The organism is Stenotrophomonas sp. STEN020 (genome assembly GCF_056760195.1).
Map to the genome: position 1 here is coordinate 66,952 of NZ_JBRREI010000008.1, position 24,643 is coordinate 91,594.

Below are 24,643 nucleotides of genomic sequence, written 5' to 3' on the forward strand. Positions count from 1 at the left end.
AGACCGAATTGAGCGCGCTGATAGTCTGCGAGGTGAAGTAAAGTTCCAACCTGCGGGCCCCCACCACCGTGGAATAGGTCATAGACCGCAATCCTGCGCGATCTTTTAGTGGAAGTGAGTTGTACTCAATCGATGAATGCTACTCGCCGCTCAAATAGCTGCTCGCCGGACCTCAAGGTCGTCTTGAACAAGCCCGGAGTTGGTCAACAGCCCGACAGATCGAGGGCTCGACGCAGATGCAATCGGCCCTATACTCGTTGGCAGGCGTTCTGGTCAGAATGACGGCCGGGACAAGGAAATCCGCCATGAATGTGAGGAAGAGTAGATGACGCCAGGGGATTTCATCGCTAAGTGGAAGGGCGGTGGCGACGAGAAGCGCGACTTCCAGTCATTTTTTGATGACTTGTGCAGGATGCTCGGGCAAAAAACGCCTAAAGAAGCAGACCCTTCGCATAAGTTCTTCACTTACGAGTACGGAGCCAACAAAACTACTGGGGGCAACGGCTGGGCTGACGTATGGAAGAAGGGCTGCTTTGGATTTGAAGCTAAGGGGACAGGCAAGGATTTGGGCAAGGCCTATGCACAGTTAAAGATGTACGCAGATGCTTTAGAGAACCCACCTCTTCTCATCGTCTGCGACATGAAGAAGTTTGAGATACATACAAACTTCACGGCAACAGTCAAGAAGGTCTACGAGTTCACCGTTGACGATTTGGCCTCCCATGATGTGCGCCAACTCCTTCTTCATGCTTTCACAGATCCAAGCCAACTTAAGCCCGGCATAACCCGAGCAGATGTTACGAAAGATGCCGCAAGCAAGTTCGCGCATCTTGCTGAAACTTTGGGGAAGAAGGCGGGCAATACACCAGAAGGCGTCGCCCATTTCTTGAACCGCTTGCTCTTTTGTATGTTTGCAGAAGACATCCGCATTTTACCCAACAATATTTTTACCCAGCTGGTCATAAACAGCAAGTCAAAGCCGGACCTTTTTCAGTCACGTGCCAGTGGGCTTTTTAAGGCGATGCAGACAGGTGGCGATTTTTCGTTGCAGAACATCGAATGGTTCAACGGTGGGCTATTCGATGATGAAGAAAGCCTTGAGCTAAATGAGAGTGAGCTCGCTGTTTTGGAAGAGGCCTGCATTCTCAACTGGTCTGACATTGAGCCTTCTATCTTCGGAACGCTCTTTGAGCAAGCACTTGACCCTGATAAAAGAAGCACGCTTGGAGCGCACTACACTGATCCTCTCACGATCACGTCCATCGTCTTTCCTGTGGTCATTGAGCCTTGGGAAAGAAAATGGTCGAAAATTAAGAAAGAAATCGCACAGGCGCTCGAAAAATCTACCGCTAAGAAAACAATTGCTAAGAAGGCCCGGACGCTTTTTAACACCTTCCAGGAAGAGTTGCGTGAGTTCCGTGTTCTTGATCCAGCCTGTGGGTCCGGCAACTTCCTTTATGTTTCTTTGCGAGAACTCAAAGGCTTTGAACACAGGGCAATGATTGAGGCAGAAACGTTGGGTCTTGAGCGCCAAGCGCTTGTTGTCGGGCCGGAGAACGTCCTGGGAATTGAAAAGAACGAATACGCGGCAGAATTGGCGCGTATCACTGTGTGGATTGGTGAAATCCAATGGATGGTAAACAACGGCCACGGCATCCGTACCAGGCCAATATTGCAACCTTTGAATCAGATTCGAACCGGTGATGCTCTCATTGAAGATGATGGGTCTGAAATCCACTGGCCAAAAGCCAACGCAATTGTTGGCAATCCTCCTTTCTTAGGTGACCGCAAGCTTATTCGTGGGCTGGGTAAAGGCTACACTAAAGACCTGCGCGACTGCTATAAAGGCAGGGTCGCGCCAGGCATGGACCTTGTGTGCTATTGGTTCGAAAAGTCTCGAAAGGCCATCGAGGACGGTGACACAGAGCGTGTGGGTCTTGTTTGTACACAAGGCATTACAGGAATAAGAAACAAGGTGGTCCTCAAGAATGTTCTGAAGACGACGCCAATCTTTTCGGCGATGAAGAACGTTGAATGGGGTGGTGAGGCAGATGTTCGCGTATCGGTTGTTTGTTTTGGTGACAACCAAGGCGGTCAAACCACATTAGATGGTGTTGTTGTCACGTCCATCACGGAAGATTTGACAGGAGGCGGCAACTCAACTGTTTCAGACGCCATGCCTTTGGCAGCCAATAAGGATTTGGCCTTCCAAGGTATTATTAAATCGGGACCGTTTGATGTGGATGGAGCGACAGCCAGAGGCTGGCTTTTGGCGTCTGGCAATCCGAACGGGAAACCCAATTCAGATGTCGTGAAGCCGTGGTACAACGGGCAAGACATCACCAAGCGTTCGTTCGACAAGTGGATTATTGACTTCGGTGTGAAGCCCACTGAGAAAGACGCATCCATGTATGTTGAGCCTTTCTCTCACGTCGTCAACAACGTCAAACCCTTGCGCGATAAAAAAGACGACGGCGATGAGCAAAAGAAGATTTGGTGGCGGCTTTGGTGCCCGCGCCCTGAAATGCGCAATGCTTTAGCGGGAAAGACGCGCTACATCGCAACTTCTATTGTCTCAAACCATCGCATCTTTACGTTTCTGCCTATTGAAATCCTTCCGTCCAATAAGATAGTTGCAGTGGCCAAGGATGACTACGCCACGCTAGGCGTGTTGTCCTCTTCCATTCATGCCATTTGGGCAGAGAAAATGTCAACCCGCCATGGGGTGGGCAACGACCCCTCATACAACCCACAGACATGCTTTCAAACCTTCCCCTTCCCTGATGGAGTATTGGAAGAAGCCGATGACCCCAAGGTAAAAGCGATTGCTAAAGCCTCAGAGGCTTTGATGTTGGGACGGGAAAATTGGCTTAATCCGCCTAATCTTGTCAGCCGTGTCAAGGAGGTCATTCCGGGTCTTCCAGACCGAATGGTGGCAAACACCGGCTCAGAGAAGCAGGTCAAAAAGCTCACACTCAACAACTTGTATAACAGCCAGGAGCATTGGCTGGTCATTCTGACCAAAGAGTTGGATAGGGCTGTGGCTGACGCCTACGGCTGGTCCTGGCCCCTAAAGAAAGAGGACGTTTTGGCAAAGCTCTTTGCCCTCAATTCTCTGGCAAGTAGCTGAAATGGGGTAGACGTGTGTGGGACAATCCTGCATATAGTTCCACACGACTAACCACAAAAAACCGGCTTTCGCCGGTTTTTTCATTTAAACCTGTGGATGACTTCCCTCGCAAGCTTCAACATGAGCCTCAGCTTGGCGTACGGTGTGTTCATGATTAGCGCGATGCCTAAAATTATTGCTGTATTAGTGTCCATAATTGTTCCTTAAATAGATTTATGGTGCATTCTTTCCTGGTTACGGGTGGGATTGCAGGTCTATTTTGACAGCGAAGTTATAATTATCAAGTGTTTGAGCATTTTCTTGGCTGTACAAAGTAAAGGCCGATACACAGCGGAGTTCTCTTTCCATATCGCACAAGGGTTATTTTCCAGTGTGAGCGCGATGGGTGCGAGGGCCAGCCACCACGCGTGCTTCTCTATGCCGAGCTTGACATCATTAAATAACCTGATTAGCTAAGGCGATACTCACAGTCAGGGGAATTTCATGATTTCAACCAAAATTGCAGCTTTACTTGCCACCTTATTGATGGCCGTTTCAGGTGGCGTTCTTGCTGGGGAACAAATTGACGCTGGTCAGTGTTTGGGGTCGTTGACCTATCAGCAATTGGACGATGCGCCGTCCCGCAACACCGCGCACAAGATCGCGCAAGTTCATGCGTTCCTTCAATTTAAGGGCGACGTAGACATGGCGTCGATTGCAGAGACCGCTAACGTGTTTGCGAAAGCACTGGAATACACTGCGTTGATCAATGATCAATCCGCTTTTCATTACATTCAGGCAGCAGGCCAACGAAGCTGCGACAACGTAATTGCGCAGTGATCGCTATTGGACTCGTACAAGAAGGCCTGCAATTGCGGGCCTTTCTATGTCTGACCGTAACGTGACTGCGCGCCATTATCTGTTTTGCTGGGGATTACTTGCAGCAAGGGATATTTATGGGAAAGTATTTTGATTTGAACTGAGTGATCTTTGGTTCGTGGGCATTTTAATGCGCGAACAATAAGGTTGACAGTGGCAATTCCTTTGATATTTGTGGGGTACATGCAGCCACAAATAAGGATGACACATGAACCGAGCAGATCAAGAGCAATTGGCGCGGCAGCGCGAGCGTGAAACAGCACAGCAAGGTGTGGTGGAAATCAACGGCTACTCCTTAATGACTCACGCCAATATGGACGAGCGAGGACTTAAGCCCCATGCGCAGTCGCATTTGTATATCGTCAAAGGTAAGCAAGTTGCCGCAGTTCACTCGCTCGATCAGTTGATTGACGTTGAGCACAATCCTGAAAAAGTAGAGATACATTTTAGTTTGTTGAACAAAGAAGCCGTTGACAAGGAAAAGCAGTCTGCTGAGCCGGTGCCCACACTTAAAAAAGGCACGCATATGAACCATGATTTTGCGGTTGGTCTGTGTGTAGGCGATGGTCCAGGACGCATCGAAGCGATGATCCAAGAGTTTGGCCGGGACAAAATCATGCACGCAAAAACGCAGTATGGCGACACGTTGTTGCATGTGGCGTGTGATTTAAAGGGCGCGAACGCAGTTGAGGTTTGTTTAGCCCACGGTGCAGACGTAAACGCAACCGACCGAGAGGGAAAGACACCTTTGCAGCGCGTGGGTTTTGAACAGCATCCACGTTGGTCATTAGCTGAGCGGCTGGTGGAGGCAGGTGCCGACATCGATGTGCGCGACAAGAACGGCCAAACGCTTCTGCAACTGCGCGCTGGTCACGATGACAGCAACGGTGTGGCCAGGCTCATAGCACTTGGGGCGGACGTTGATGCGCAATCCTCAACAGGCAACACCGCGCTGCACTTCAGTCTGCAAAACCCATCGGTTGCGACTACGTTGATTGCCGCAGGTGCCGTAATTGATGCTGAGAACCACAATCGATGCCAGCCCATCCACTTTATCGCACGCGACGGAAGCGTTGAAACACTGAAGGTTCTCTTGGAGGCTGGGGCTGATCCCAACTGTCGGGACAACAACGGCGAAACACCGTTGATGTACGCGGCCGAAAACAACAACTGGTCTGTAAAAGCCCGACTCAAAATGCTGGTGGATGCAGGTGCTAATCCCCTGCATAAAGACAACGGCGGTCAATCGGCCATTGAATACGCTCGAACAAAGGGCGTGGTTATCCATGATCCAAACACAGTTCAAAACACGTCGGCCGGTCAATTGAATTCCAATGCGCAGATCTCAAAACCGCGACCCCGCAAAATGTAAGAAAAAGCGGGTGAGCGTACAAACTTAAAGCCTTTACGGGCTTTTCGTTTTGGTATTGACAAATACAATTAAGCTGCTTTAATCCATCTCCACACAAACAATAGAGATATTATGAACGAACTGCCAGTAGCATACGCACAAAAGACGGTCATTAAACACAAAAAAATGCAGGCGCGGTTTCAATCCTTTGTCGCTGAATGGAATAGTTTGAAAGCCGACATGGGCGAGGCGGGATGCTCCTCTCTGCTTACAGAGACCTTGGGCCGAATTAGATACAACGAAAAAAATGTAGCTGAAGAATTGTCTCTTGCGGCAACGAGGACAGCGTGGTTTCAATATCTTAATCACTTCAAGTTGTACGACTGCATGAGGGTGAAGGAAGAGCGTGCGCTGGACTGCAAGATCCAGAACAACGATTTTATGGAGTTCACCCCCGACAATGCCCTCGGTGTTTTTAATCAAATCCATGCCTTGAACCAGAAGGAATTGGAAAGGGGGTTGGCCGATTCTATTGACTCTCTGTGCCGGGATTGGAAGGCAAATCAACATCATATGTTGGGTAAAAAAGTGATTGTTGACTACGCCTCACCTTCAAACGTGTTGACAAAGGATTTCATAATTGATCTGGTCCGTTCGTTCTTTGTGCTGGATGGAGTTGAGTATCCAGGGCGCCATAAGTTGAGTGTTGACATTGTTCGCCCCTACATGGAGTTTGCGTTTTATGGTGGTGCGAACACCGGCCATATCGTATTCAAGCGCAAAGATTTGGTTGATCAACTTAACGCGATCTATCTTGCCCACTATCCCGACGCTCTTCCCCCGAAGAAGAAGTTGAGGAGCTAATTGACAGTGAAGCCGAACGTGCTTAACTGGGAATACGTTAAATTAGGAGGTGTTTATGATCAACACGGCGGAAGATGTCATATGGGCGGTTGAAACGGGAAACGTTGATATCCATGACAAAAATTCATTCAATGGGATGGGGACACTTCACTACAATGTCTTGGCCGGGAGGATGGACGTTGTCGTTGAGCTTATCCGTCACGGCGTAGATGTGGAGCAAACTGATCAGGACATGCGCACGCCGTTGATGTTCGCAGCACGAGATCAAAAGTCGGACATGATTGATGTGTTGCATGCAGCGGGTGCAGACATCAACAAAACGGATTGGCACGGAAACACCGCGCTCCACCACTGTGCATCGTCCACGCGACCCGTGGATGAGGTCCTGCTGCGGTTGATTGAACTTGGGGCCTCACAGGATCACAGGAACAATCAAGGAATGACAGCCGAGGACTTGGGCGGTGCCAATACTCACGAAATATTTCAAGGTTACCGAAACCGCGAGCAACACGCTGTTTTGGTCTCAGAACTTCGGGAGGTTGAAGGTGAGCGGCAAAGGACACGGCGGAAAATGTAAAAAATAAACAAGCCCCTAATTGGGGCTTTTTTTATACCAGCACAAGCTTGACATATCCAATTCATTTGTTTTACTGGGTATCAGATATAAATGTAGGGGAATATATGAAATATCTTTTGCTGTTGCCGCTGTTGTTTTGTTTTGGAGTTAACGCCGAAAGCTCTCAGTCTCGCTTTATTGTCTCGGCGTCCGTTGTGGCAAGTTGTGTGATAGCGGAAAGTCAGATATTGCGATGTGCTCGGGGCATGTCTGGTCCAGTTGCAAAGCTGGTTTTGATCGACGTTATGGGTGTGGATTACACCTACAACAAAATAATTTATTGAGGAAATGTGTATGAGGAAGGTTGATAAATACTCCGTGGTTAAGAGCCTGTACAAAGCAATTGAGCGGGCTGATGTTGAAAAAGTCCAGCGTTATATAAGCGATGCAAGGGACATAAGCGTTGTGATGGAGACCCGCTTGAGCAATTCGCGGCATCCATCACGCGATGTCATTCCTGTAGCTCTTGCGTGCGAGGGTTACGTCAAGGATCCAGCACACGCAGAGCAGTTCAATCAAATCTGCCAGTGCTTGATTGACGCAGGCGCTGGATTGGGAATTGAATTCAATCGAATGCTCAGCTCAGATATGGGTTTACAAACGCCACGTGGGTTTTTGCAAGGCACGGGTGAAACCCTTTTGATGCGTTACAAAGACAACCTGCCGCCCGCTGTTAAGCAGCGCATGGCTGAGATGGAAGAAGAGATGAAAGAGCGTTACCGCTTCTATTCAATGAAAAGGATTCATTCTATTGGAGACGACACCTATGAAGAATGAATTGCCGAACGTTGAGGATGTCATGGAACGCACGAAAGGACTGAGCGAAGATCTGCAACTGCTCAGAGGTGATATCTTAGACACGCTCACTTGGGATGACGTGCAAACGCTGTCACAACTGTATGTTCAACTCAAAGAAATACTGGAGTCACAAGAATGATCTGTAAACCACATCAAGGGCCGCTCAGCGGCCCTTGTTCTTTTAGGAAGTCTTTGAGGGCAGACATCATCATTTCATTACGTTGTTCCAGGTTAATGGACAGGCCCGCAAGATATTTGAGATCGATGTCCCTCGCCGCTTGAAGTTGCTTTTCGCATTGAGCAATACAACGTTTCTTATGATGGCGGCGGGCTCGGACGGCCCCTGGGTTTGTTGAGTACGCACGCTTCACCGGGTTGGGCGCAGGACGTTCGCCACGACCACGGCGTCGGGCGTTGTCTTGGGGGTTGATGTAGGTTCTGTTCCAGAACGTGCGCCAGTTGGCAGGATCGTTGTACGCAACCGTCTCACGGCTTGGCATTTCCCTCAGAAGCACGTTGTTTTCGATCAACGCCCACACCACACGATTGAACTGGGTGTGGTCCAGTGAAAAGACGATCATGCCGGTGCTCTTGTCTTCCGCCACAACCACCCCCTTGAGCATGCGAAAGAGCACAGCGAGCTCCGCGACGCGCTGCGTTGACCCTGACTTTTTGCACAGGCACACCAGCACCGTCGCGCCGTGATGTACGAAAACCACCGCGCGCTCCTGTTGTCCACGACGGTTGATCTGGTCGCGAACAGCGGCCACGGGCGTTGTCCGCGACAGTTGGGTGAGGTGATTGCTGGAGTTGGTCAGCACCGAACTGCGCAGGCCTAGCACCTTGTCCAGGTGCGATTTTGGAAGAGCAGGGTTGGAACGAAGCGCCCCCAGCACGTCAGAGTTGGCGTGTTTGGCAATGCAGGAGCGGCACGATGGCGCGAGGTTGTCGCTGCTTTTCATACCTCCCATCGATCTCGGGATGAGTTGAACCACACCCCATGACTTTGATTGCAAGGGACACGCGCAGTACAGGCACTGGCCGTTGTGGTTGCTGAAAACAATTATTTTGAGATATTTCGGCGTGCGCACCTGCCGAACGTTGAGCGCGCTTTTAAAATGATTGAGTGGATCCATATTTGCTCCTGTTTTGAACAGAATGTCAAAAGCAGCAGTACTGTCAATGGCCACAAAATCTAAATGTCTATTCATTGGGTTGACAATTAAATTATTTCCAATCTAATGAAGATATCTGTTTAATAAGGGGTGTGCGTATGTTTGGAGATATCTTTGTAAGTAAAAGTGTTTACATGACTTCAGTTATCGCAATGATGTTGTGCACCGCAATGTTTTACAACATCGTTCTTGATGTTGGATTCACCAGTGCGTGGATCACCGGGTGTGCAACGGCAATAGGCAGTGCCGCCGTCAGCCGGTTGGTTATATGGGCTTTCGATTTGTAGGGCGGAAAGATGCAGTAAGAAAAGAGCCTCTCAGTAGGCTCTTTTTTTTGCGCCCAATAGAAAACCAACGACTGCCTCACAGTTTTGAATATTGGTTTTAATTGTCGGTAAATGGGGTTGACAATTAAGTTATTCCTCATAAGATTAAAATATAGACAATCAAAAGGGGAATTCACTATGTTCACAATCGCAGCATTAACCGTCGCAGTCGTCTTGTATTTCGTCATCACGCGCCGCATTGAAGACTTGGCGCTCTAATCAAACTCAATAATCAAACTCAACACGGGGGAACACATATGGACGTATATTTCAAAGGTTTCGCAATTAAAGCAGGTTGCTTGCTGGTGGCAGCGGTCGTGATCGCGGTGATGGCGTTCAACGCTATCAACGGCTTCTTTGACGCGGTGATGTATCAGCCCAATGCGTACGAACAAGCCCAGGCGGTCATCGCAGCGTCGCAAAAGGCCAGCAACAAATAAGTGCAGCCGCACGACAAACAACACACTCTATAGGGGAATTGCATATGAAATACGAACTATATCAAAAGCGAATGCGCGTACTGTTCCATGCCAGTCTGGCGTTGGTGCTCACCACTTGTGCCCTTGTGGTGTACTCAGACGTGACGGACACCACTGATCATGCGGCGCTGATGGCCGTTCAAGACCATAGCGTAGATGTCTACCATGTAGGTACTGACTAAATCGCCATGAATGTAAACAATCCCAAGGACCCGATAAGCCGGGTCCTTTTTTTTGCGTCCGTGAATGCAAGTGAAGGGTGTCGCTAGAAAACATTTGGAAATAAAAACAAAAAAGTGGTCTACAGAGTTCGTTGGTGTGCTGCAAAGCAAGGCAGAGGACGGGGACAACAAGCAAGCGGTTGATACGGCCAGGCCAAAGCTCAGTGCGGGCGGAGGTGCGTACAGAGACGGGTTGAAGCGTACGGTTTGCGTGTCGAAGCAACGAGGGCTGGCGGTGAACGAAATCAGAGGTTGTCCAGGGATGGAGCAACAGCGGTGAGGGGTACGGTGAGCTTGTCGATGTAGTTGAGAAGCGTATGGCGTGCGTAGGTCGGGCGGTAGAGCGGGGCGTCCGGATCGACTTGATGAAAAAAATGTGTCGCGTTCGGAAAAAGCGAAAAGCAACAGCCGGGGGGAGAGGATGAAAGGCGTGTGACCTACCGACTGGTAAAGACTATGCACATTACGCACTAAAGTGTTTGTAACGCCGATACCAAAGCGCTCACCAAAGCATAAGCAAGCCGTTGAGCCGTAAGCCATAAGGGCGGTATCAGCTCGTATAGCCGTGGGCGCTATTTCATTTCAGCGATATCCAATAAAAATAAGGTGTTTCTTGCACATTGACAGTAATAGCAAATCTGTTTTGATGAATAAAGGTTGCTGAAAGAATAAACATTATGACAAAACAGAAAAATATCAGATTTACAGAAAACGAAATCGCGGCCATTGATCGCAGTGCGGGTCTCATCGGTGTTTCGTTTGCCGACTATGTGCGAGCGTCAGTGAGCGACCGGTTGGACCGCAGCAAAACAGATTGTGTCATTGAAAAACATAAAAAAGAAATCGACGCGTTGCATTTTGAGTTCAGGCGCACAGTTGCTGAGATGCGTTTGCAATCTCTCGCTGACACGAAAATCGCTCTTGAACAAATGAAGATGGAATTCAAAGGGCAGCACGAACAGAACCGCGAATTGTTGGTCAAGTACCTCAAGGCTTTAAGCGCCTCGGTCAACGAAATGTTTTCGGGGTATGAGCCCGTGCAAAATAATCCCGCTGGTATGTCGGGAATACAGTCGCCTTATGTGGATGCAGATGGAAATATCAAATACTAATAACTTATCAAAGGAGTAACTCATGAAACAAATTGTAATCTCAGTGGCGGTGTGCGCCGCCCTCATGTCAAGTTCCACGTTGGTCTACGCGCAAGATCAAGCAGAAAGCGAACAACGCACATCAAAGGCCGGAAAGATCGGCTGCGCGGTCGGCGGTGTCCTGGGTGGGTTTCTTGGGACGAAGTTGTTGAAGGACAACAAAGCTGTCGGTGGTATCGCAGGTGGTGCACTTGGGTGCGGAGCTGGCAACGTGGTCGGAAAAAAATGGAGCAAGGCGCGTCAATTGAAAGAATTCCAAGAAGCTCAAGTGCAAGCCGAGGCCGCAGGAATGCAAACCAAAGTTGCGGTTGTCAGCAGCACCGAAAAGAGTGGAGCGGTCAGCAATGAACTGGGCTCGATGGAAATTGCATACAACTCAGACGACATGAAAGCTGTGTCGGCGCAAACCGGAAAGGTTTTCGACAAAATTGCGGCAATCTCTCAAAGCGCAAAAAACCAGTTGACCTTCACGTTCAGTGGGAAGGTTGCTTGTGAAGTTCCCTATGTCGAGTTGGGAAAACGCAACGCGTACGCCGGACAGGGTGTTCAGCACATCACCCATTTGAACTGCGGGACAGGTGACAGCAAGTTGGTCATCACGCCCATTGCAGATATTCACTAACAGGGAAGGGGCGGCAACGACCGCCCCTTCCACAGGAGAACAAAATGGATGATAAAGAAAAAGAAAAGTTTAAGCGGCGCGTTGAAGAGATCCAAGCGCAGCGCAAGGTGCAACCCATCAACTCGCGTATCGAAGTCAATGACCCGCGCAAGCGACCGCACGGCCCGGAAAGAAAGTCAGACAGCGTTGAACTGACCGCGCAGGCAATCCAGAAGGGCGCAGGGCTGGTTCGCTCCGGAGCTTTGAAAGCTGGCAGCGGTTTGCTCAGTGGGATTAAAAAAAGTGTCAAGGCGATTCAGGACCGAAACGAGAGTAAAGCGGCCTCAGCTGACGCAGAAGCTCCAAGAGCAGACATCACCGAAGACGCCATCCCAGTGGCGGAACCCAGTAAAGGTCGGTTGCTCGAACAGACAAGCGCACACGTGTCGCTCCAGGGCACGTCGAATGTCATGACACAACAGGAGCAGCCTGATGACGAGGGGCTTTCACAAGAGCCATCAGCGGAAGAGCTCGAGTCGCAGCGTATCGCTGAACTGGAAAAAGAAGAGGAGCAGTTGTCGGAAGAGGTTGCTGTACTGGAAAAGAAGGTTGCAATAAATAAAATGGTAATTGATCGCGACATCGCGAGGCTTAAGAAGTCCGCCAAAGAGCAAAAATTGAGTTCGGGACGCACTCATTATATATATGTATGTATTGCACTACTGGTTGTTTGTGCTGGCACCTTTTATGGATGGAAGCATTTCAATATTTCAAAAGCAGATGCGGCGAGTCCAACCGCACCGTCTCCGATTGCAGCGCCGGCTGATCCACAGCATCTAATCGCAGAAGCGATCTCGGATGCGTTAGGCGAAACCGCCACGCCAGTGGTTGAAGCAACTGTTGAGGTTGCGGAACCTGCCCAGCAAAAAGAAACCACGCCCTCTGTCCTGGCTGTTGATCAATTAGTTAAACCAGAGGTGGCGGACCAACCACCCGTGAAGGCGAATATAGCAGCTCCAAAAGTCGCCGGGCGAAAAGAGCGTCCAGCAAAAAAAGCGACAGCCGCACCCGAGCCCGCGCAGCCAGGAAATAAATGGCAAGAAAAAGCGAATGACGATTTGGACAGATGGTCTAATTCAATAAAGTAGGTATTGACAGTGCCGGTCAAAATGATTGACTGGTCTAACGCCAGGAGAAATGCAGATGCTCAGATTAAAATATATGATGTTTCAGAAGGGACGGCAAATACGCTTTGCGTCCCGCTTGTATGACTTGTATGGAAAGCTGTTCTTGAAATCCGCGCTGGATATCATGCCCGACATGCATCAAAAGGTGCGTGAGCAGTATTACTACACAAAAGAAGATCGAGGATCAGGCAACGATGTGCGCAGCGACGGGATCACGTCCTGGAAGGCAAGTACATTGGCGACCGCGCAAATACGAGACTCAGAAGAGATCGTCGCGTCAAGAGCGGTGTTCTACACAGGGGCATTAACCTGTTTTCTCTTGCTTACAGCAATCTATGTCATTCAGCCTTCAATGAAAGCCCAAATTGAGCGCACGGCTGAAAACAAAATTGCCCTCCTTCAAGAAGCTGGCGTTGAGGCTAAGGAGAAATACGCAAAACAACTGAATTCAATGCAGGGCACTCCGGAAGAAAAGGAATTGCGTTTACAACAATACAATGCTCAAGTTGATGGCGATGTTAAGCGCGGAATTGAAAGGGTTCAGTCAAGCAAGAATAATGCAATACAAAATATCGGCAAAGAAAAACAAGCTGCGCAAACGAATGATAGTGCTGGCAATGAAGATGCTGGGGATTTATATGAAAACTTAGGGGGTGGTATGTGATTTATTTCATCGAAAATTTAGTTCGTCGATTGACCAAGGGATCTTCGTACAAAAGCATTGAGCAAGATTTAGCTGAGGATTCGTACGCGCGTTATCAACGTATTGCTAATATCGCTTCCCGCTATGTGTATACCGACAAGCTTCGTGGTGTTAAAGACGAGGATATCGAATTCTTAATTGAGGCGGGTTGTGATTTCGATAGCGAATCCGGTCCGTCGGGTGAGTTCAGTATTTCCGAAGAGCTCAAGGCCTGTTACTCAAAGCAAGAACTTAAAGAAATGTTTGAACCATGGATGGCTGAGGTCGAGAAAGATCTGGACGACTCAGGCGCAATATCAGGACGTGAAACGACCGATGGATTGGCCTGGGAAAAGTTCGTACACCCCGACGATCAAGGTCAGGGCCGCGACAGCACAGCGACACTAATTGCATACGCAGCCATTCCAGTTGCCGCATGTGCAACGTTCTTGTGTCTGTTTATAAATTCGTACTTGGCGCTCATTCCCGCCGTCTTTGCTCTTATAAACATGTACGCATTGCACCAATCTGAAAAAAGCTCCGAGGCGCTTAAGGGGTTGGGCATGTACATCGCAATCCTTGCTGTGTGTGTCTTTACGTCCAACTCTTGGGTCTACGAAAGACTGCCCTACGCAGTTGGCAATGTCGTCATGAAAACGAAGATGGCTTTAGGCAGTTTGGATTGGAGCAGCGTTGAGGCGATCAAGGACAATCTCACGACCTCGTTCTTCTTTATTGGAGCAACGGCCTTTGTAGGCGCGTGTTTTGGATTGATCGGTCACGAGCTTGGTGATAAACGCCAATTTGGTGGTTCATTAGCGGCGGCGGGTAAGGCAGCCGTCTTTGTTTTACAAGTATGGGTTGCATTGGCTTTGCTTGCATTCCTTCCCACCTACCTCAAGCCGATGGCTGTAGCGATCTTCTTTTGTGCGTATCCCATGAGTTACGCCAACAAAAATCAAACCAACCGCGCCTGGGAACTTCAATTGCAGGCTTCGGCGGTCACTGGTACAGCCAATGAGTCCAACAGAAAGATGCTCAACGAGAAGCGAGAAGGACAACGCGAACGCGCTGCCGCTGACCGTTCGCACAAGTTTAAGATTGGGAAATCCACTGGCTTCGTCCATGCGCAGCGCCAGTACTGGGGCTCGCCGCTTGCTGGTATCGACATGATCCTCACCATGAACGATATGACAATGCACTTCATGACGCTTGCGGAGACGGGGCAGGGAAAGACAACCAACTCAGCCCGCCCCCGCGTCAAAGAAATGATTGAAGCGCGTAAGGCAGGGATCAAAATGGGCATGCTTGTTGCCTGCGGCAAAGGCGCGTTGGCTGGGGAGGTCAGCAACGGGTTGGATTACTGCATAAAGCCGGGTGTTCGTTTGGCGCCGATGGAAGGTTTGGATCCACACGAATTCGTCTTAGCGCTGAAGGCGCTGGATCCCACGGACAAAGAAGACCACTGGACAAAAGGTGCCGACGATTATCTGCGCAGCGCCGCAGTCATTCTGGATGCTTGCGTTCATATTGAGAAAGTAAATATTGCCAATGCCGCAGAACAGATCACGAATCTGGATCTTCAAATTAAGCATCTGTCGTCCATACAGTCGGCGCGTTCCAAGAACAAAGATTGGGATCACAATTCTCCTGAGATTGTTTCTTACCAAAAGCAAAAGGCGCGCTTACAGTCTCTTCGTGTTGCTTACACATCTATCATCACTCAAGGGAGAACGTGGTTCTGGCATTTGGTCTCGTTAAACAGTATGCGCCTTAAGCTTGGGAAGGTTAAAAAGCAAAAAGACGATTCATATGTGTTGGCGGCTGAAGGAATGGCAATCCTTTCGTTGCTGGGTTACAAGGTGCCGGGCCAATTGATGAATCGGGATGTCTACACAGTTCATCCTGAGCTCTTGATTGAGGGATCACAACTTAAGGCGGCTATTAGCTATTTTGTGGATCAATGGACAGATCAGTACGATGAAGCTCGCCAATCGTTCATGGGCAACGTCAATACGCGCATCAATCAGTTGTTGGATGCTAAAGGCCTCAACGACGGGACTCCGGGTGGCGATTGGAAATCCACCGAGCACGGTGTGGACATCACAGAAGTCTACCGGGGTAAGTTCATTGGTATCGATTTGAACGTTGACAAATATGGCGTTGGAGCTCGCGCAATCTCGGTGTTGCTGATGCAGCGGATCTATTCGTACATGCGTCGGCGTGATCCAGACACGTGGGCCAACGATCCGAATGAGACTAAGTTAATGTTGATGATGGATGAATGTCAATTACTCATCAATGAAACAACATATGAAATTGCATCCACCTGTCGCGGATGGGGTGTTTCGTTGTACTTCTTGACTCAGGACATCGAAGGGGTGCGCACACGTTTCAACGGAAACCACGATAAGGCTGAGAACTTCCTGAACCAATTCAATAATTTCATGTTGTTGCCATCAAGTGCTGAAACATATCGTTACATTGAAAAACGCCTCGGGGCAGCACTTGTGATGGAACACAGACCGTTCCAGATGGGTGTTGATTTCGACCGCTCCGTGTTGGATTACACCAACAACATCATTAACATCGATGATCACCCTCAGCGTGCAGCATTGCTGAAAATGAAGCATAACGGGTTTGGCAAAATCATGTCGGCAGGGGCTGTCAACAAGATGTCGGCGAACAATGCGTACAGTATTTCGAAGGTAAACAATCACTTGTCCGGTAGCGATGTGGATTGCGCCTCGCAAGAAGCCACGCCATTTATACGCGCTAACGAAACGCCTGGCTTCACCTATGGCAACATCATCACGGTCCAACATCTTAACGATGTCCTCAAGGGCACGGCTGGACGCAAGGCGTTTGTTGTATTGCAGCGAGCAGGCGCGCCGCGAGTGGACTTTATTGATACTACGCCTGTATTTAGCAAAGACATTCCCAGTCTAATTTAACAATAATAAGGAGCTACGAATGAACTCAAACAAATTTGAAGATTTAATGCCGGAACCTGATGACTTTTATCGAACACAGAAGTACAACTCTGAGAAGCCGGAAGACCAACGGTGGGCGGAGGCGGATAAGCTAGCGCTGTCTATAGATCAACGCCTACTCAAGTACGACACGGAACTTCACAAGCGCGAAAGTGGAAGCAAGTTGTTCGATTTAAATAGGGATTACGAGAACGCGCTTAAGGAAAAAGAAGAATTTGCAAAATCTAAGCCGTTTATATTTGGGGTAAAGGGGTGGAAGGAGGAGTTTCTTAACCATGAGAATGCCGTGTCCAATTGTTACGAAAGACTGGAAGAGTGGGAGGCGAAATGCACGCCGGAAGAAATACAGAGCATAAGTTCGTTGCGTGAAATAAAATATGAGCAATTGCAGGGTGCTTTGAACAAGCGTCGTGAACTGGGGATGCTGCCCAGTGAAGAGGCTGATCTCAATAAATCCTTGCAAAACAACGCCGACAAGGCGGAGCAAAACGACACGCCTTTTTCAGTGTTAGGGCGCATGAAAGACAATGATCCTCATGCCTTTGCCAAAGGGAAAAGAGAAGACGGCACCAGTATGGGGAGCAACGAGTGGGCAAGTAAAACGCTGATGGGCCTGGACCCAGAGCTTCAAGAGTTGGCGCGCGTGCAAAAGCAGTTGACCATGGAGTTGGGCCGTCCACCGCGCGAGAACGAAGTCATTGCGTATGAAAACAACCAAAAGGCGACTGGCAACAATGCAAACGGTGAGCACGAAAGTGAGTTCGACAAAAATACAGAGCGCAGAACAAGCAGGCAGTAAGTTTGAAGGTAAGGCCACCCGTCGGTGGCCTTACTCATATTGACAGCTTCAATAAATCATCTTTAATGAATGGAGGTTTCAAATTTGGGGATAACATGAAGCATGTATTATTTATTTTGGTGTTATTAGGGCTTACGTCTTGTGCGACGGTTCACGGCGGAAAAGCCAAGCAATTTGAGCAATCCCAACAGCAAAGTCAGAAGGTGCTGCGTTCCGTCCACCCGTCGCTTTCCAATAAGTTGCAAGAAGTCTACGCGGTTATGCAAAGCAATGGTTACGACATGCGCGCGTTGGAAGGGCACAGATCTGAGAAACGCCAAGCAGCACTGCTGGCAAGCAATACAGGCGTGACGACCGTCGGCGCAGGGCGCAGTTGCCACAACTACCGCCTGGCCGTGGACAGCGTGGTGTACGTCGATGGCAAGCCGTCTTGGGACCTCAACAACACCCATGTGCGCGATGGCTACATGCTGTATGGAAAACTCGTTCAAGCTGTTGGTTTGGAGTGGGGTGGGGCATGGAAAACACTTAAGGACTATCCCCACGCAGAAATGCACGATGAATGTGTTGCATCTGTGCGAGCTCGGAAGGAGCTGAACTTCAATTTCGTCGCGGTGGACAGCAGCGAACTGCTAAAGAAGTATCGTCCAATGTCTATATCAACGGAGGGGATCCAATTTTGTAAGCACACTGGGGTTATCAATGAAAGTCTACAACCACCTGTTTGGGCAGGTGCCCAATACAATTGCTCCAACAGTTCCGGTTCGGTACTGGAATACGGCGTGTCTAGCTACGGTTGCAGTGTTTATCGCGACGTATGTGACTCTTGGAGCACTTGGTCACGCGCTTATTCCATCAACTCAAACACTTGCGTACGAACTTCACACGTCGTTTCGGGCGGGACTCAATTTGCTTTCAATTGGAGTCCTGTTCCACAACGAGGCAAACGTATTTCGTGAGATCGTTGCCAACACCGCGCCACAAATAGGCCGTTGGGTTTTAACCTGGACGTGTTCGTTGAGCCTGTCATGTGTCACGGCAGTTTATTCCTTGAAGCCTAAGACAAACACCTGGGTTATCAAGGGAGGACGTGTGCACATCGAAGATGCACCGTCTTATGCGCGGATGGTCAGCAAGCAGTTTTGCAAGAAAGAGATATCCCGAACCATTCATCCGGATTTGATGCTCCCAACCGAGCAGTGGTTTAGGCATGTGTTGATCCAAGGTGCGGTGGGTGTTGGCAAAACCCAGATCCTGGTCCACATCATCCGCCAGATTGTACACAGCCGGAATGAAAAAATGTTCTTGTACGACGTAAAGGGTGACTTTTGTGCGTACGAGGATTTCAGTGCATCAGAGTTGGATACGAAAGGAACGACCACGGTATATCCCCGCCCCATTATTGTCAGTCCGTACGACCAACGTTCGTACGTCTGGGACATTGGCTGTGATGTGCACACGCCCATTCAAGTGGACGAGTTCGTCAAGTGCTTTATTCCTGATGAGTCCGGTGGCAACAATAAATTCTTCACCAGTGCGGCCCGGATGGTCTTTTCAGGTGCGCTGCGGGTGCTGATCGCAAAGCACGGCAAGAAGTGGGGTTTCCCAGAACTTCGAGACCAAAAGAACAAGACGGCTGCGGAAATGGGCCCGGAGATCTTTAAGAGCTACAGGGCAGCGTTTCCCCTGGTTGAGAACGCTGATAGCAACACCACGTCCTCAGTCATGCAGACGGTGATGGCCTTCACGACCAGTATTGACTACATGGCCGCAGCTTGGCCGAAAGTCGGGAAGCGTCGGTTTGCGGTCACCGAATGGATCAGAGACGACTACAAGGGCCGCAAGTTGGTGATCGTCCAGGGTGGTGGATTGGAAGCGCTGACGGCGGCGTACATCTCCGCGATGGTTAATATTGCCGTGCAAGAGATCATTTCCCCGTCGTTCCCGGAAAATAAAGAGCTCACGAAGAAGGGCAAAAAGCCGCGCTCCATCAATTTCATATTCGATGAATTATCGACGGCAGGCCGCATCAACTTCATGCCCTTGATCTTGCAGGGGCGCAGCAAAGGGGTGTGCTTCATTGGCGCAGTGCAATTGCTGTCGTTTCTCGAAAAATACTATCCCCCCAACGAAATTAAAGCTCTGCCCACAGTGATCGGCACAAATATTGTCTGCCAGATGGGCGCAGGACCGGAGCGTAAGGCGGCAGCAGAACTCTTCTCCACCAACCTCATGGCGTCTAAGGACCACAACCCAACCTCAAACGTCCACACGGAAGGTAAGGCGGTAGTTCACGAGGAACAACTCACCCAAGCCCTTGGAGCGTTTGGGAGTGCGGATGGCTTTGAGATACGCGCTATCGTACGGATGAATAAAGCCGACCCTATGCTCTTGCGCTGGCCCGGATTGGACCTGCCAACCAAACGACCTGGGCAAGTGCTGGCGGACTGGGCCACGCGTGCTGCGGCCGACCCAACTGCGGCGTACGAAGCTTTTGAGAAAATCAATGCCGTGCCAATAGCGCCGAGACCCAAGGGCTTAAGCAGTGCTCAAATAGATCAATTGTTTGGTTGACAGTGAAAAATGTGTTGCTTTAATGGGGGTATCTGTAGATGGAGCTCCCGATAATGAATAAAGAGGACGCAGGCCTTTACGAGGCCCTGATTGAGAAGAATATTGACAGCGTCCAGGCGTCACTGATTGCTGGTGCCAATCCTGATTTGGTTGTTGATGGACGCCCTGCAATGCATTTTGCCTTTGAGTGGGGAAGCCCTGACCTCGCCGAAACGTTGTACAAATTCGGCGCGGATCTCAATGCTGTTGATGCTCTAGGGCAAAATGCATTGCATGCGCTTGCTGCACACACCGACAAGCAATTCAATCAGCTTTCGTGTGCGCTGATCACATTGGGAGTTGATCCTGATCTGCCGGACAACTCTGGACGCACGCCAGTGGATGTGGGCTTGTCGGCTTACTTAAGAGAGGCAGTGGAGGCCAATAATCAACCTCGAATTTTGAAGATGCTCGATGTTGGCGCTGAATGGGATGGGGATAAGCCGTTGTGGCAAGTGGCGCTGGAAAAAAATCTAGCTGCCGTATTTGAGTACGAAGAGATGTACGCCCAGCCCAATGCGCTTGGACAAACACCTGCGCATATCGCTGCTCAAACGAGCAGTAGCTCAATTTTGCGGATGAATGATGTGCTTGTACGGGATTCACTTGGTCGCAGCCCATTGTTTTACGCAACAGACACGGATGTCATTCAATACCTCCTGGGAAAGGGGGCACTGGTCAATGAAGTTGACAATGAGGGGAACACTCCATTGCACGTTATTGATAGTGCTGAGGCTGCACTGGCGCTGATCGCGGCTGGGGCGAACACCTCAGTGGTCAACAACGCAGGTGAGCGGGCGTCGGACGCCAACCACAATCGCGATGTTCAAGCCGTCATCTCTGCAAATGCGGCTGAGGATCGTCAATTGCGTGCAGCAACCCGCATTCTGAGCCGATTTGAATCGCCGACTGAAATATTGCAGCGGACAATTTATGAGGGAGATCTGGCCGGCACACTTCGAGAGATTAAGTGTGGTGCCGATCTCAATTGGACGGATGAGAACGGCAACAACGCGTTGCAATCAGCGGTGTACGCTGGGAATCTTGATGTCGTTGAAGCTATCTTGAAGATCCCTGGGGTTGATGTTATGCACGTCAATAACAATAACGAGAGCGCTCTTCACTTGCTCGCAGAGGTCGGCGACACCCGGCTGCTGGATTTGGTCCTGGAAAAGCTTTCTCAATCCTCTGACCGAATATTTGATGTGATCGACGCATTTGAGCAGAAAAATGCGTTTGACGAGACCCCTTTGGATGTTGCTGGAATGTTCGGGCCAGACGATTTTCGGACTGAATTGAAGGCGACACATGGCGACGCGATCCACTTCGCTGAACTTCACGGCCTTGCATTGGAATACATGCAGGACAATCAGGTCAATTCGTTGGAAAAACTGTTGAGCAGTTCGCCCAACCTTGTTCATGTGAGTTCATTCAGCATGACCGGCGCGGAAGATAGATTGAGCATAGGAGTGAACGAAACACTGCTCAGCCATGCCGCGAAATTGAACAACACCCAGGCAATGTCGTTGTTGATCAAGTGTGGCGCTAACGTTGATCACGTCAACGGAGAGGGCGAAAGTGTTGTTTCTCAATGCACAAGTAGTGAGGCACTTGAGCTCGTTGTCGCCGCTGGTGCAGATGTCAATCGTTTGGATGGTATGGGGCAATCGGCATTGCACCACATCTTACGCAAGGATGGTTCGCTGATCTCACCAGAAGACCGCAACGCGTGCGCGCGGGTTCTTCTGGACGCTGGAGCGGATCCCAATCTTAAAGACTCTTCGGGTGCTTTGCCTTTGGATCACGTATCAAACGACATTCAGAACGAAACCATTGATATGGTCTTGGAAAAAATCCAAGAAATTAAGGCGAAGATTGTAGGTTTGGAGATCAGCGAGGCCGACGATGGCGAGTCCGACGTTGATCACGAACGCAAGCGCTTGCGGAGGAAGATGTAATGTTCACGATCAAGCGCCTCAACTCCCGTGGTCAGAACGCAGCAGGGCAGGATGTTGTCGAGTACTTGCTCAACACCGATATCGTTGAGTACTACGATGCCGATGGCAACAACATTGGAACACCAACCTCGCGCTTCAGTGGGGCGATGGCCGCTGAACTTGGTCTTGTTGGTGTAACCCCCAACACCGAGAACATGATGGCTCTTGCGCAAGGCTTTGCGCCGGATGGAACAGCGTTGTGCAAAAACGCAGGAGCCAAGCCGACAATCGAGGTCAAACGAAAGAAGGACGGTGAAGCCTACTTGCGCGCTGATGGCACCGAGATGACGTTGGAGCGGGGAGGGCACCGCGTTGGCTTTGATATGACGTTTTCCGCGCCCAAGAGCCTGGGCATCTTGTACATGATGGGCGACGACGACATGCGACGAACCATCCAAGAATGCATGATGGAAGCTGCAGAGGTGGGCTCGCAGTTTGCCGAGAAGCAGATTGAAACGCGCCGTGGGACGGCCGGTATTGATGTCATTAAAGTGGACAAGACCATCCGCTCGATGCACTTCCATGAGGCCAGCAGAAATCTTGAGCCCATGCCCCACGTCCACAATTTGTGGTTCAACGTGTGCGTGGGCGAAGACGGAGAGCCGTCCACCTACGACGCCCAACAACTGTTTCGCTGGCGGCATGCAACCGACATGGTATCGCTGAACCACTTGGCAACCATCATGCGTGAGCGAACCGGCATTTCGTTCCGTCAGATTGAGCACATTGACGTGCACGGGAAGCGCAGCGGCCGCAAGTCCTGGGAGGTTGAGGGCTTACACGACCGGGATTTGATCGAGTCGGTATCCAGCCGCCACCGTGAAATTATGGAAGAACGCGCGAAAGGGACAAGCGACGCTGAGGCGTGGGCTAAGACTCGCAAGCACAAAGACGAACCCAGCCACGTCGAGCTAATGGATCACTTCCAGAACCTCAAGGCTGATCTCAGTACCCGTTTCAACTTGCCCAGCCTCGAACAGCTCAAGGGCATGACGGATCACAAGATTGAAGCACGCAATGAAGCGGATCTGCTGAAGTTCCTGCACGAAAAGATGTCAATCATCGACCAGCCCACGTTGCTTAAGCACATTGGGATGGAGAACATCGGCTTCATGAGCAGTGGGGCGTTGCTCGCAGAGTTCGAGCGTTTCAAGAGCAGCGAGAACATCATTGGCGTCAACCCTATGGCCGTGCACGAAGACGACCTGGGACAAAAACTCTCCACCCGCCACACCGATTTTCGTTACGCCGCGCGTTGGATGCTGGACACCGAACTTCGTTTTGTTGAGCAGTCCAAAGCCCGCGAACAGGAAGTGCACTTGCAGGTGGCAAAGAGCACGGCGGATGATGCCGTGGATCGGGTTGCCAAAGTCAAAGGCTTTCGGCCGTCGGCCGAGCAGTACAACGCGATCATGCACGCCACAGTGGAGAGCGAGGGTATAGCCGTTGTGCCTGGCTTCGCGGGAACTGGTAAGACGGCAACCAGCGACTTCATCAAGGCCGTGTTCGAGGCCGATGGACGAACGTTGATCGGCTGCGCCGTGAGCACGGGTGCTGCGGAAAAATTGAACAGCGAAACCGGTATCGAGTGCCGCTCAGTGAGTATGACCCTGTCGATGATCAAAAAGGGCGCGCTGACACTTAACGACAAGACCGTCGTTGTGCTCGATGAGTCGGGCATGATCAACATTCATCAGTCCCAAGAGCTTGCCCAACGTTGCAAAGACAGTGGAGCAAAGCTACTGGTCCAGGGCGACACACGACAGTTGCAGCCGGTGGGTGCGGGCATGGGCATGTCGTTGCTTGAAGACATTTTACCCACCGCTGAACTCACCGAAATACGCCGTCAAAAAAAAGAAGAGGATCGCCGCATTGCTGCAATGTTCTACGACGTGGAGAACGGCAAACGCAAGAAGCGTGGTGCGGTGCTCTCAACCAACGAGGTGCGGGAGAAGAGCAATAATATTTTTGACGAGCTCGAAGCCCGTGGGTGTATCGAAGAGTATTCAGTCCGAGATGACGGCATGCACCTGTTGGTTGAGGAGTACATGAGCAGGACCGTCCCCCACAGTGAATTTTTGATCATGACCCACACCCTGGCTGATCTTAAAGAGGTGAACACCCGCATACGTGATGCGCGCAAGCTCAAAGGCGAAGTGACCGGCAAAGAAGCGACCTTCAAGGCCATTGGCAAGGAGGAATTCTTTGACATTTCGTTGGCTCAAGGTGATCTGATCTCCTTCACCACCAACGACAAGGTGATGGGTGTGATCAACGGGACCAAGGCAGTCGTCACCGGTGTTGAAGAGAACCGACGCAAAGGTGGCTTCACAATCACGTGTACCTCAGAAAGCGACGGAAGAGAAATCGTCTTCAACACCCACGAGTGGAAGGCCGTTAAGTTGGCCTACGCCCGCACGGTGCACGACGCCCAGGGACAGGGGATGTCGAAGGTGCGGTTGTGGGGCAATGGAGGAATGAGCGATGTCAGTTCCATAGGCGTGGCTTTCAGCCGAATGACGGGTGGTGACTTCAAGTGGTACATGTCAACCGACGAACGGGACAGCATTCGCGACAACCTTGCGCGCGAACGCTTTACCGAAAATATTTTGCAATCCGGTGTCACCGATCAGGAGATCAACGCGCATTTCAACGCGCTGAAAAAGCCCAAACCTGAGATTGACGTTGAGGATCTATTGCCCAAGATTGGCCGCACGCAGGAGCCGTCAAAGCGGTCGAGAGTCCGAACTCAGACCTTGTAAAAATGCGCAGATGTGCCGCCGACGTGACGCTGCCGAGCGC

20 protein-coding genes are annotated in these 24,643 nt (G+C 50.3%); 19 read left to right on the forward strand and 1 reads right to left on the reverse strand.

Annotated features, from left to right (window positions below; all coding sequences use genetic code 11):
* The first annotated feature begins 325 nt into the window (after positions 1 to 325).
* The 7 genes from ACVOLZ_RS05440 to ACVOLZ_RS05470 all read left to right on the forward strand — a co-directional run bounded on the left by ACVOLZ_RS05440 (position 326) and on the right by ACVOLZ_RS05470 (position 7,756).
* Positions 326 to 3,130: a class I SAM-dependent DNA methyltransferase gene (locus tag ACVOLZ_RS05440; RefSeq protein ID WP_481515353.1), complete on the forward strand. Its 2,805-nt coding sequence runs from the start codon at positions 326 to 328 to the stop codon at positions 3,128 to 3,130.
* A 483-nt stretch (positions 3,131 to 3,613) separates the two neighbouring features.
* Positions 3,614 to 3,949: a hypothetical protein gene (locus tag ACVOLZ_RS05445; RefSeq protein ID WP_481515354.1), complete on the forward strand. Its 336-nt coding sequence runs from the start codon at positions 3,614 to 3,616 to the stop codon at positions 3,947 to 3,949.
* Between the two features lie 247 nt (positions 3,950 to 4,196).
* Entirely contained in the window at positions 4,197 to 5,360 is a 1,164-nt protein-coding gene (locus ACVOLZ_RS05450; RefSeq protein ID WP_481515355.1) for an ankyrin repeat domain-containing protein, read from the forward strand.
* Between the two features lie 111 nt (positions 5,361 to 5,471).
* The gene (locus ACVOLZ_RS05455; protein WP_481515356.1) at positions 5,472 to 6,203 is read left to right on the forward strand and encodes a DUF4942 domain-containing protein; all 732 of its coding nucleotides are present in this window, start codon (positions 5,472 to 5,474) and stop codon (positions 6,201 to 6,203) included.
* A gap of 55 nt (positions 6,204 to 6,258) precedes the next feature.
* The gene (locus tag ACVOLZ_RS05460) at positions 6,259 to 6,780 is read left to right on the forward strand and encodes an ankyrin repeat domain-containing protein (RefSeq protein WP_481515357.1); all 522 of its coding nucleotides are present in this window, start codon (positions 6,259 to 6,261) and stop codon (positions 6,778 to 6,780) included.
* Positions 6,781 to 7,113: 333 nt separating this feature from the next.
* Positions 7,114 to 7,596, forward strand: a complete 483-nt coding sequence (locus ACVOLZ_RS05465) for a hypothetical protein (RefSeq protein ID WP_481515358.1) — start codon at positions 7,114 to 7,116, stop codon at positions 7,594 to 7,596.
* The gene (locus tag ACVOLZ_RS05470; protein ID WP_481515359.1) at positions 7,586 to 7,756 is read left to right on the forward strand and encodes a hypothetical protein; all 171 of its coding nucleotides are present in this window, start codon (positions 7,586 to 7,588) and stop codon (positions 7,754 to 7,756) included. The genes ACVOLZ_RS05465 and ACVOLZ_RS05470 overlap by 11 nt, the downstream gene beginning before the upstream one ends.
* Positions 7,757 to 7,769: 13 nt before the next feature.
* On the opposite strand, the gene ACVOLZ_RS05475 is transcribed toward ACVOLZ_RS05470, so the two are convergent.
* Complete coding sequence (locus ACVOLZ_RS05475) at positions 7,770 to 8,828, reverse strand: HNH endonuclease (RefSeq protein WP_481515360.1); 1,059 nt, start codon at positions 8,826 to 8,828, stop codon at positions 7,770 to 7,772.
* A 547-nt stretch (positions 8,829 to 9,375) separates the two neighbouring features.
* Here ACVOLZ_RS05475 and ACVOLZ_RS05480 point away from each other — a divergent pair.
* The 12 genes from ACVOLZ_RS05480 (at position 9,376) to mobF (ending at position 24,603) form a co-directional block, all read left to right on the forward strand.
* Positions 9,376 to 9,558: a hypothetical protein gene (locus ACVOLZ_RS05480; protein ID WP_481515361.1), complete on the forward strand. Its 183-nt coding sequence runs from the start codon at positions 9,376 to 9,378 to the stop codon at positions 9,556 to 9,558.
* A gap of 44 nt (positions 9,559 to 9,602) precedes the next feature.
* Entirely contained in the window at positions 9,603 to 9,779 is a 177-nt protein-coding gene (locus ACVOLZ_RS05485; protein ID WP_481515362.1) for a hypothetical protein, read from the forward strand.
* Positions 9,780 to 10,495: 716 nt separating this feature from the next.
* Complete coding sequence (locus ACVOLZ_RS05490) at positions 10,496 to 10,930, forward strand: hypothetical protein (protein WP_481515363.1); 435 nt, start codon at positions 10,496 to 10,498, stop codon at positions 10,928 to 10,930.
* Positions 10,931 to 10,952: 22 nt separating this feature from the next.
* The gene (locus ACVOLZ_RS05495; protein WP_481515364.1) at positions 10,953 to 11,591 is read left to right on the forward strand and encodes a hypothetical protein; all 639 of its coding nucleotides are present in this window, start codon (positions 10,953 to 10,955) and stop codon (positions 11,589 to 11,591) included.
* Between the two features lie 44 nt (positions 11,592 to 11,635).
* Entirely contained in the window at positions 11,636 to 12,718 is a 1,083-nt protein-coding gene (locus ACVOLZ_RS05500; protein ID WP_481515365.1) for a hypothetical protein, read from the forward strand.
* A 55-nt stretch (positions 12,719 to 12,773) separates the two neighbouring features.
* On the forward strand, positions 12,774 to 13,421 hold the full coding sequence (locus ACVOLZ_RS05505) for a hypothetical protein (RefSeq protein WP_481515366.1): 648 nt from the start codon (positions 12,774 to 12,776) through the stop codon (positions 13,419 to 13,421).
* On the forward strand, positions 13,418 to 16,393 hold the full coding sequence (locus ACVOLZ_RS05510) for a type IV secretory system conjugative DNA transfer family protein (RefSeq protein WP_481515367.1): 2,976 nt from the start codon (positions 13,418 to 13,420) through the stop codon (positions 16,391 to 16,393). Before ACVOLZ_RS05505 ends, ACVOLZ_RS05510 begins: the two co-directional genes overlap by 4 nt.
* A 19-nt stretch (positions 16,394 to 16,412) precedes the next feature.
* Complete coding sequence (locus ACVOLZ_RS05515) at positions 16,413 to 17,231, forward strand: hypothetical protein (protein WP_481515368.1); 819 nt, start codon at positions 16,413 to 16,415, stop codon at positions 17,229 to 17,231.
* A 95-nt stretch (positions 17,232 to 17,326) separates the two neighbouring features.
* Positions 17,327 to 18,190, forward strand: a complete 864-nt coding sequence (locus ACVOLZ_RS05520; RefSeq protein WP_481515369.1) for a M15 family metallopeptidase — start codon at positions 17,327 to 17,329, stop codon at positions 18,188 to 18,190.
* Positions 18,191 to 18,323: 133 nt separating this feature from the next.
* Positions 18,324 to 19,805, forward strand: a complete 1,482-nt coding sequence (locus tag ACVOLZ_RS05525) for a type IV secretion system DNA-binding domain-containing protein (RefSeq protein ID WP_481515370.1) — start codon at positions 18,324 to 18,326, stop codon at positions 19,803 to 19,805.
* A gap of 53 nt (positions 19,806 to 19,858) precedes the next feature.
* Positions 19,859 to 21,802, forward strand: coding sequence for an ankyrin repeat domain-containing protein (locus ACVOLZ_RS05530; protein WP_481515371.1), 1,944 nt, complete (start codon positions 19,859 to 19,861; stop codon positions 21,800 to 21,802).
* On the forward strand, positions 21,802 to 24,603 hold the full coding sequence (mobF, locus tag ACVOLZ_RS05535) for a MobF family relaxase (RefSeq protein ID WP_481515372.1): 2,802 nt from the start codon (positions 21,802 to 21,804) through the stop codon (positions 24,601 to 24,603). The genes ACVOLZ_RS05530 and mobF overlap by 1 nt, the downstream gene beginning before the upstream one ends.
* Positions 24,604 to 24,643: the final 40 nt, after the last annotated feature.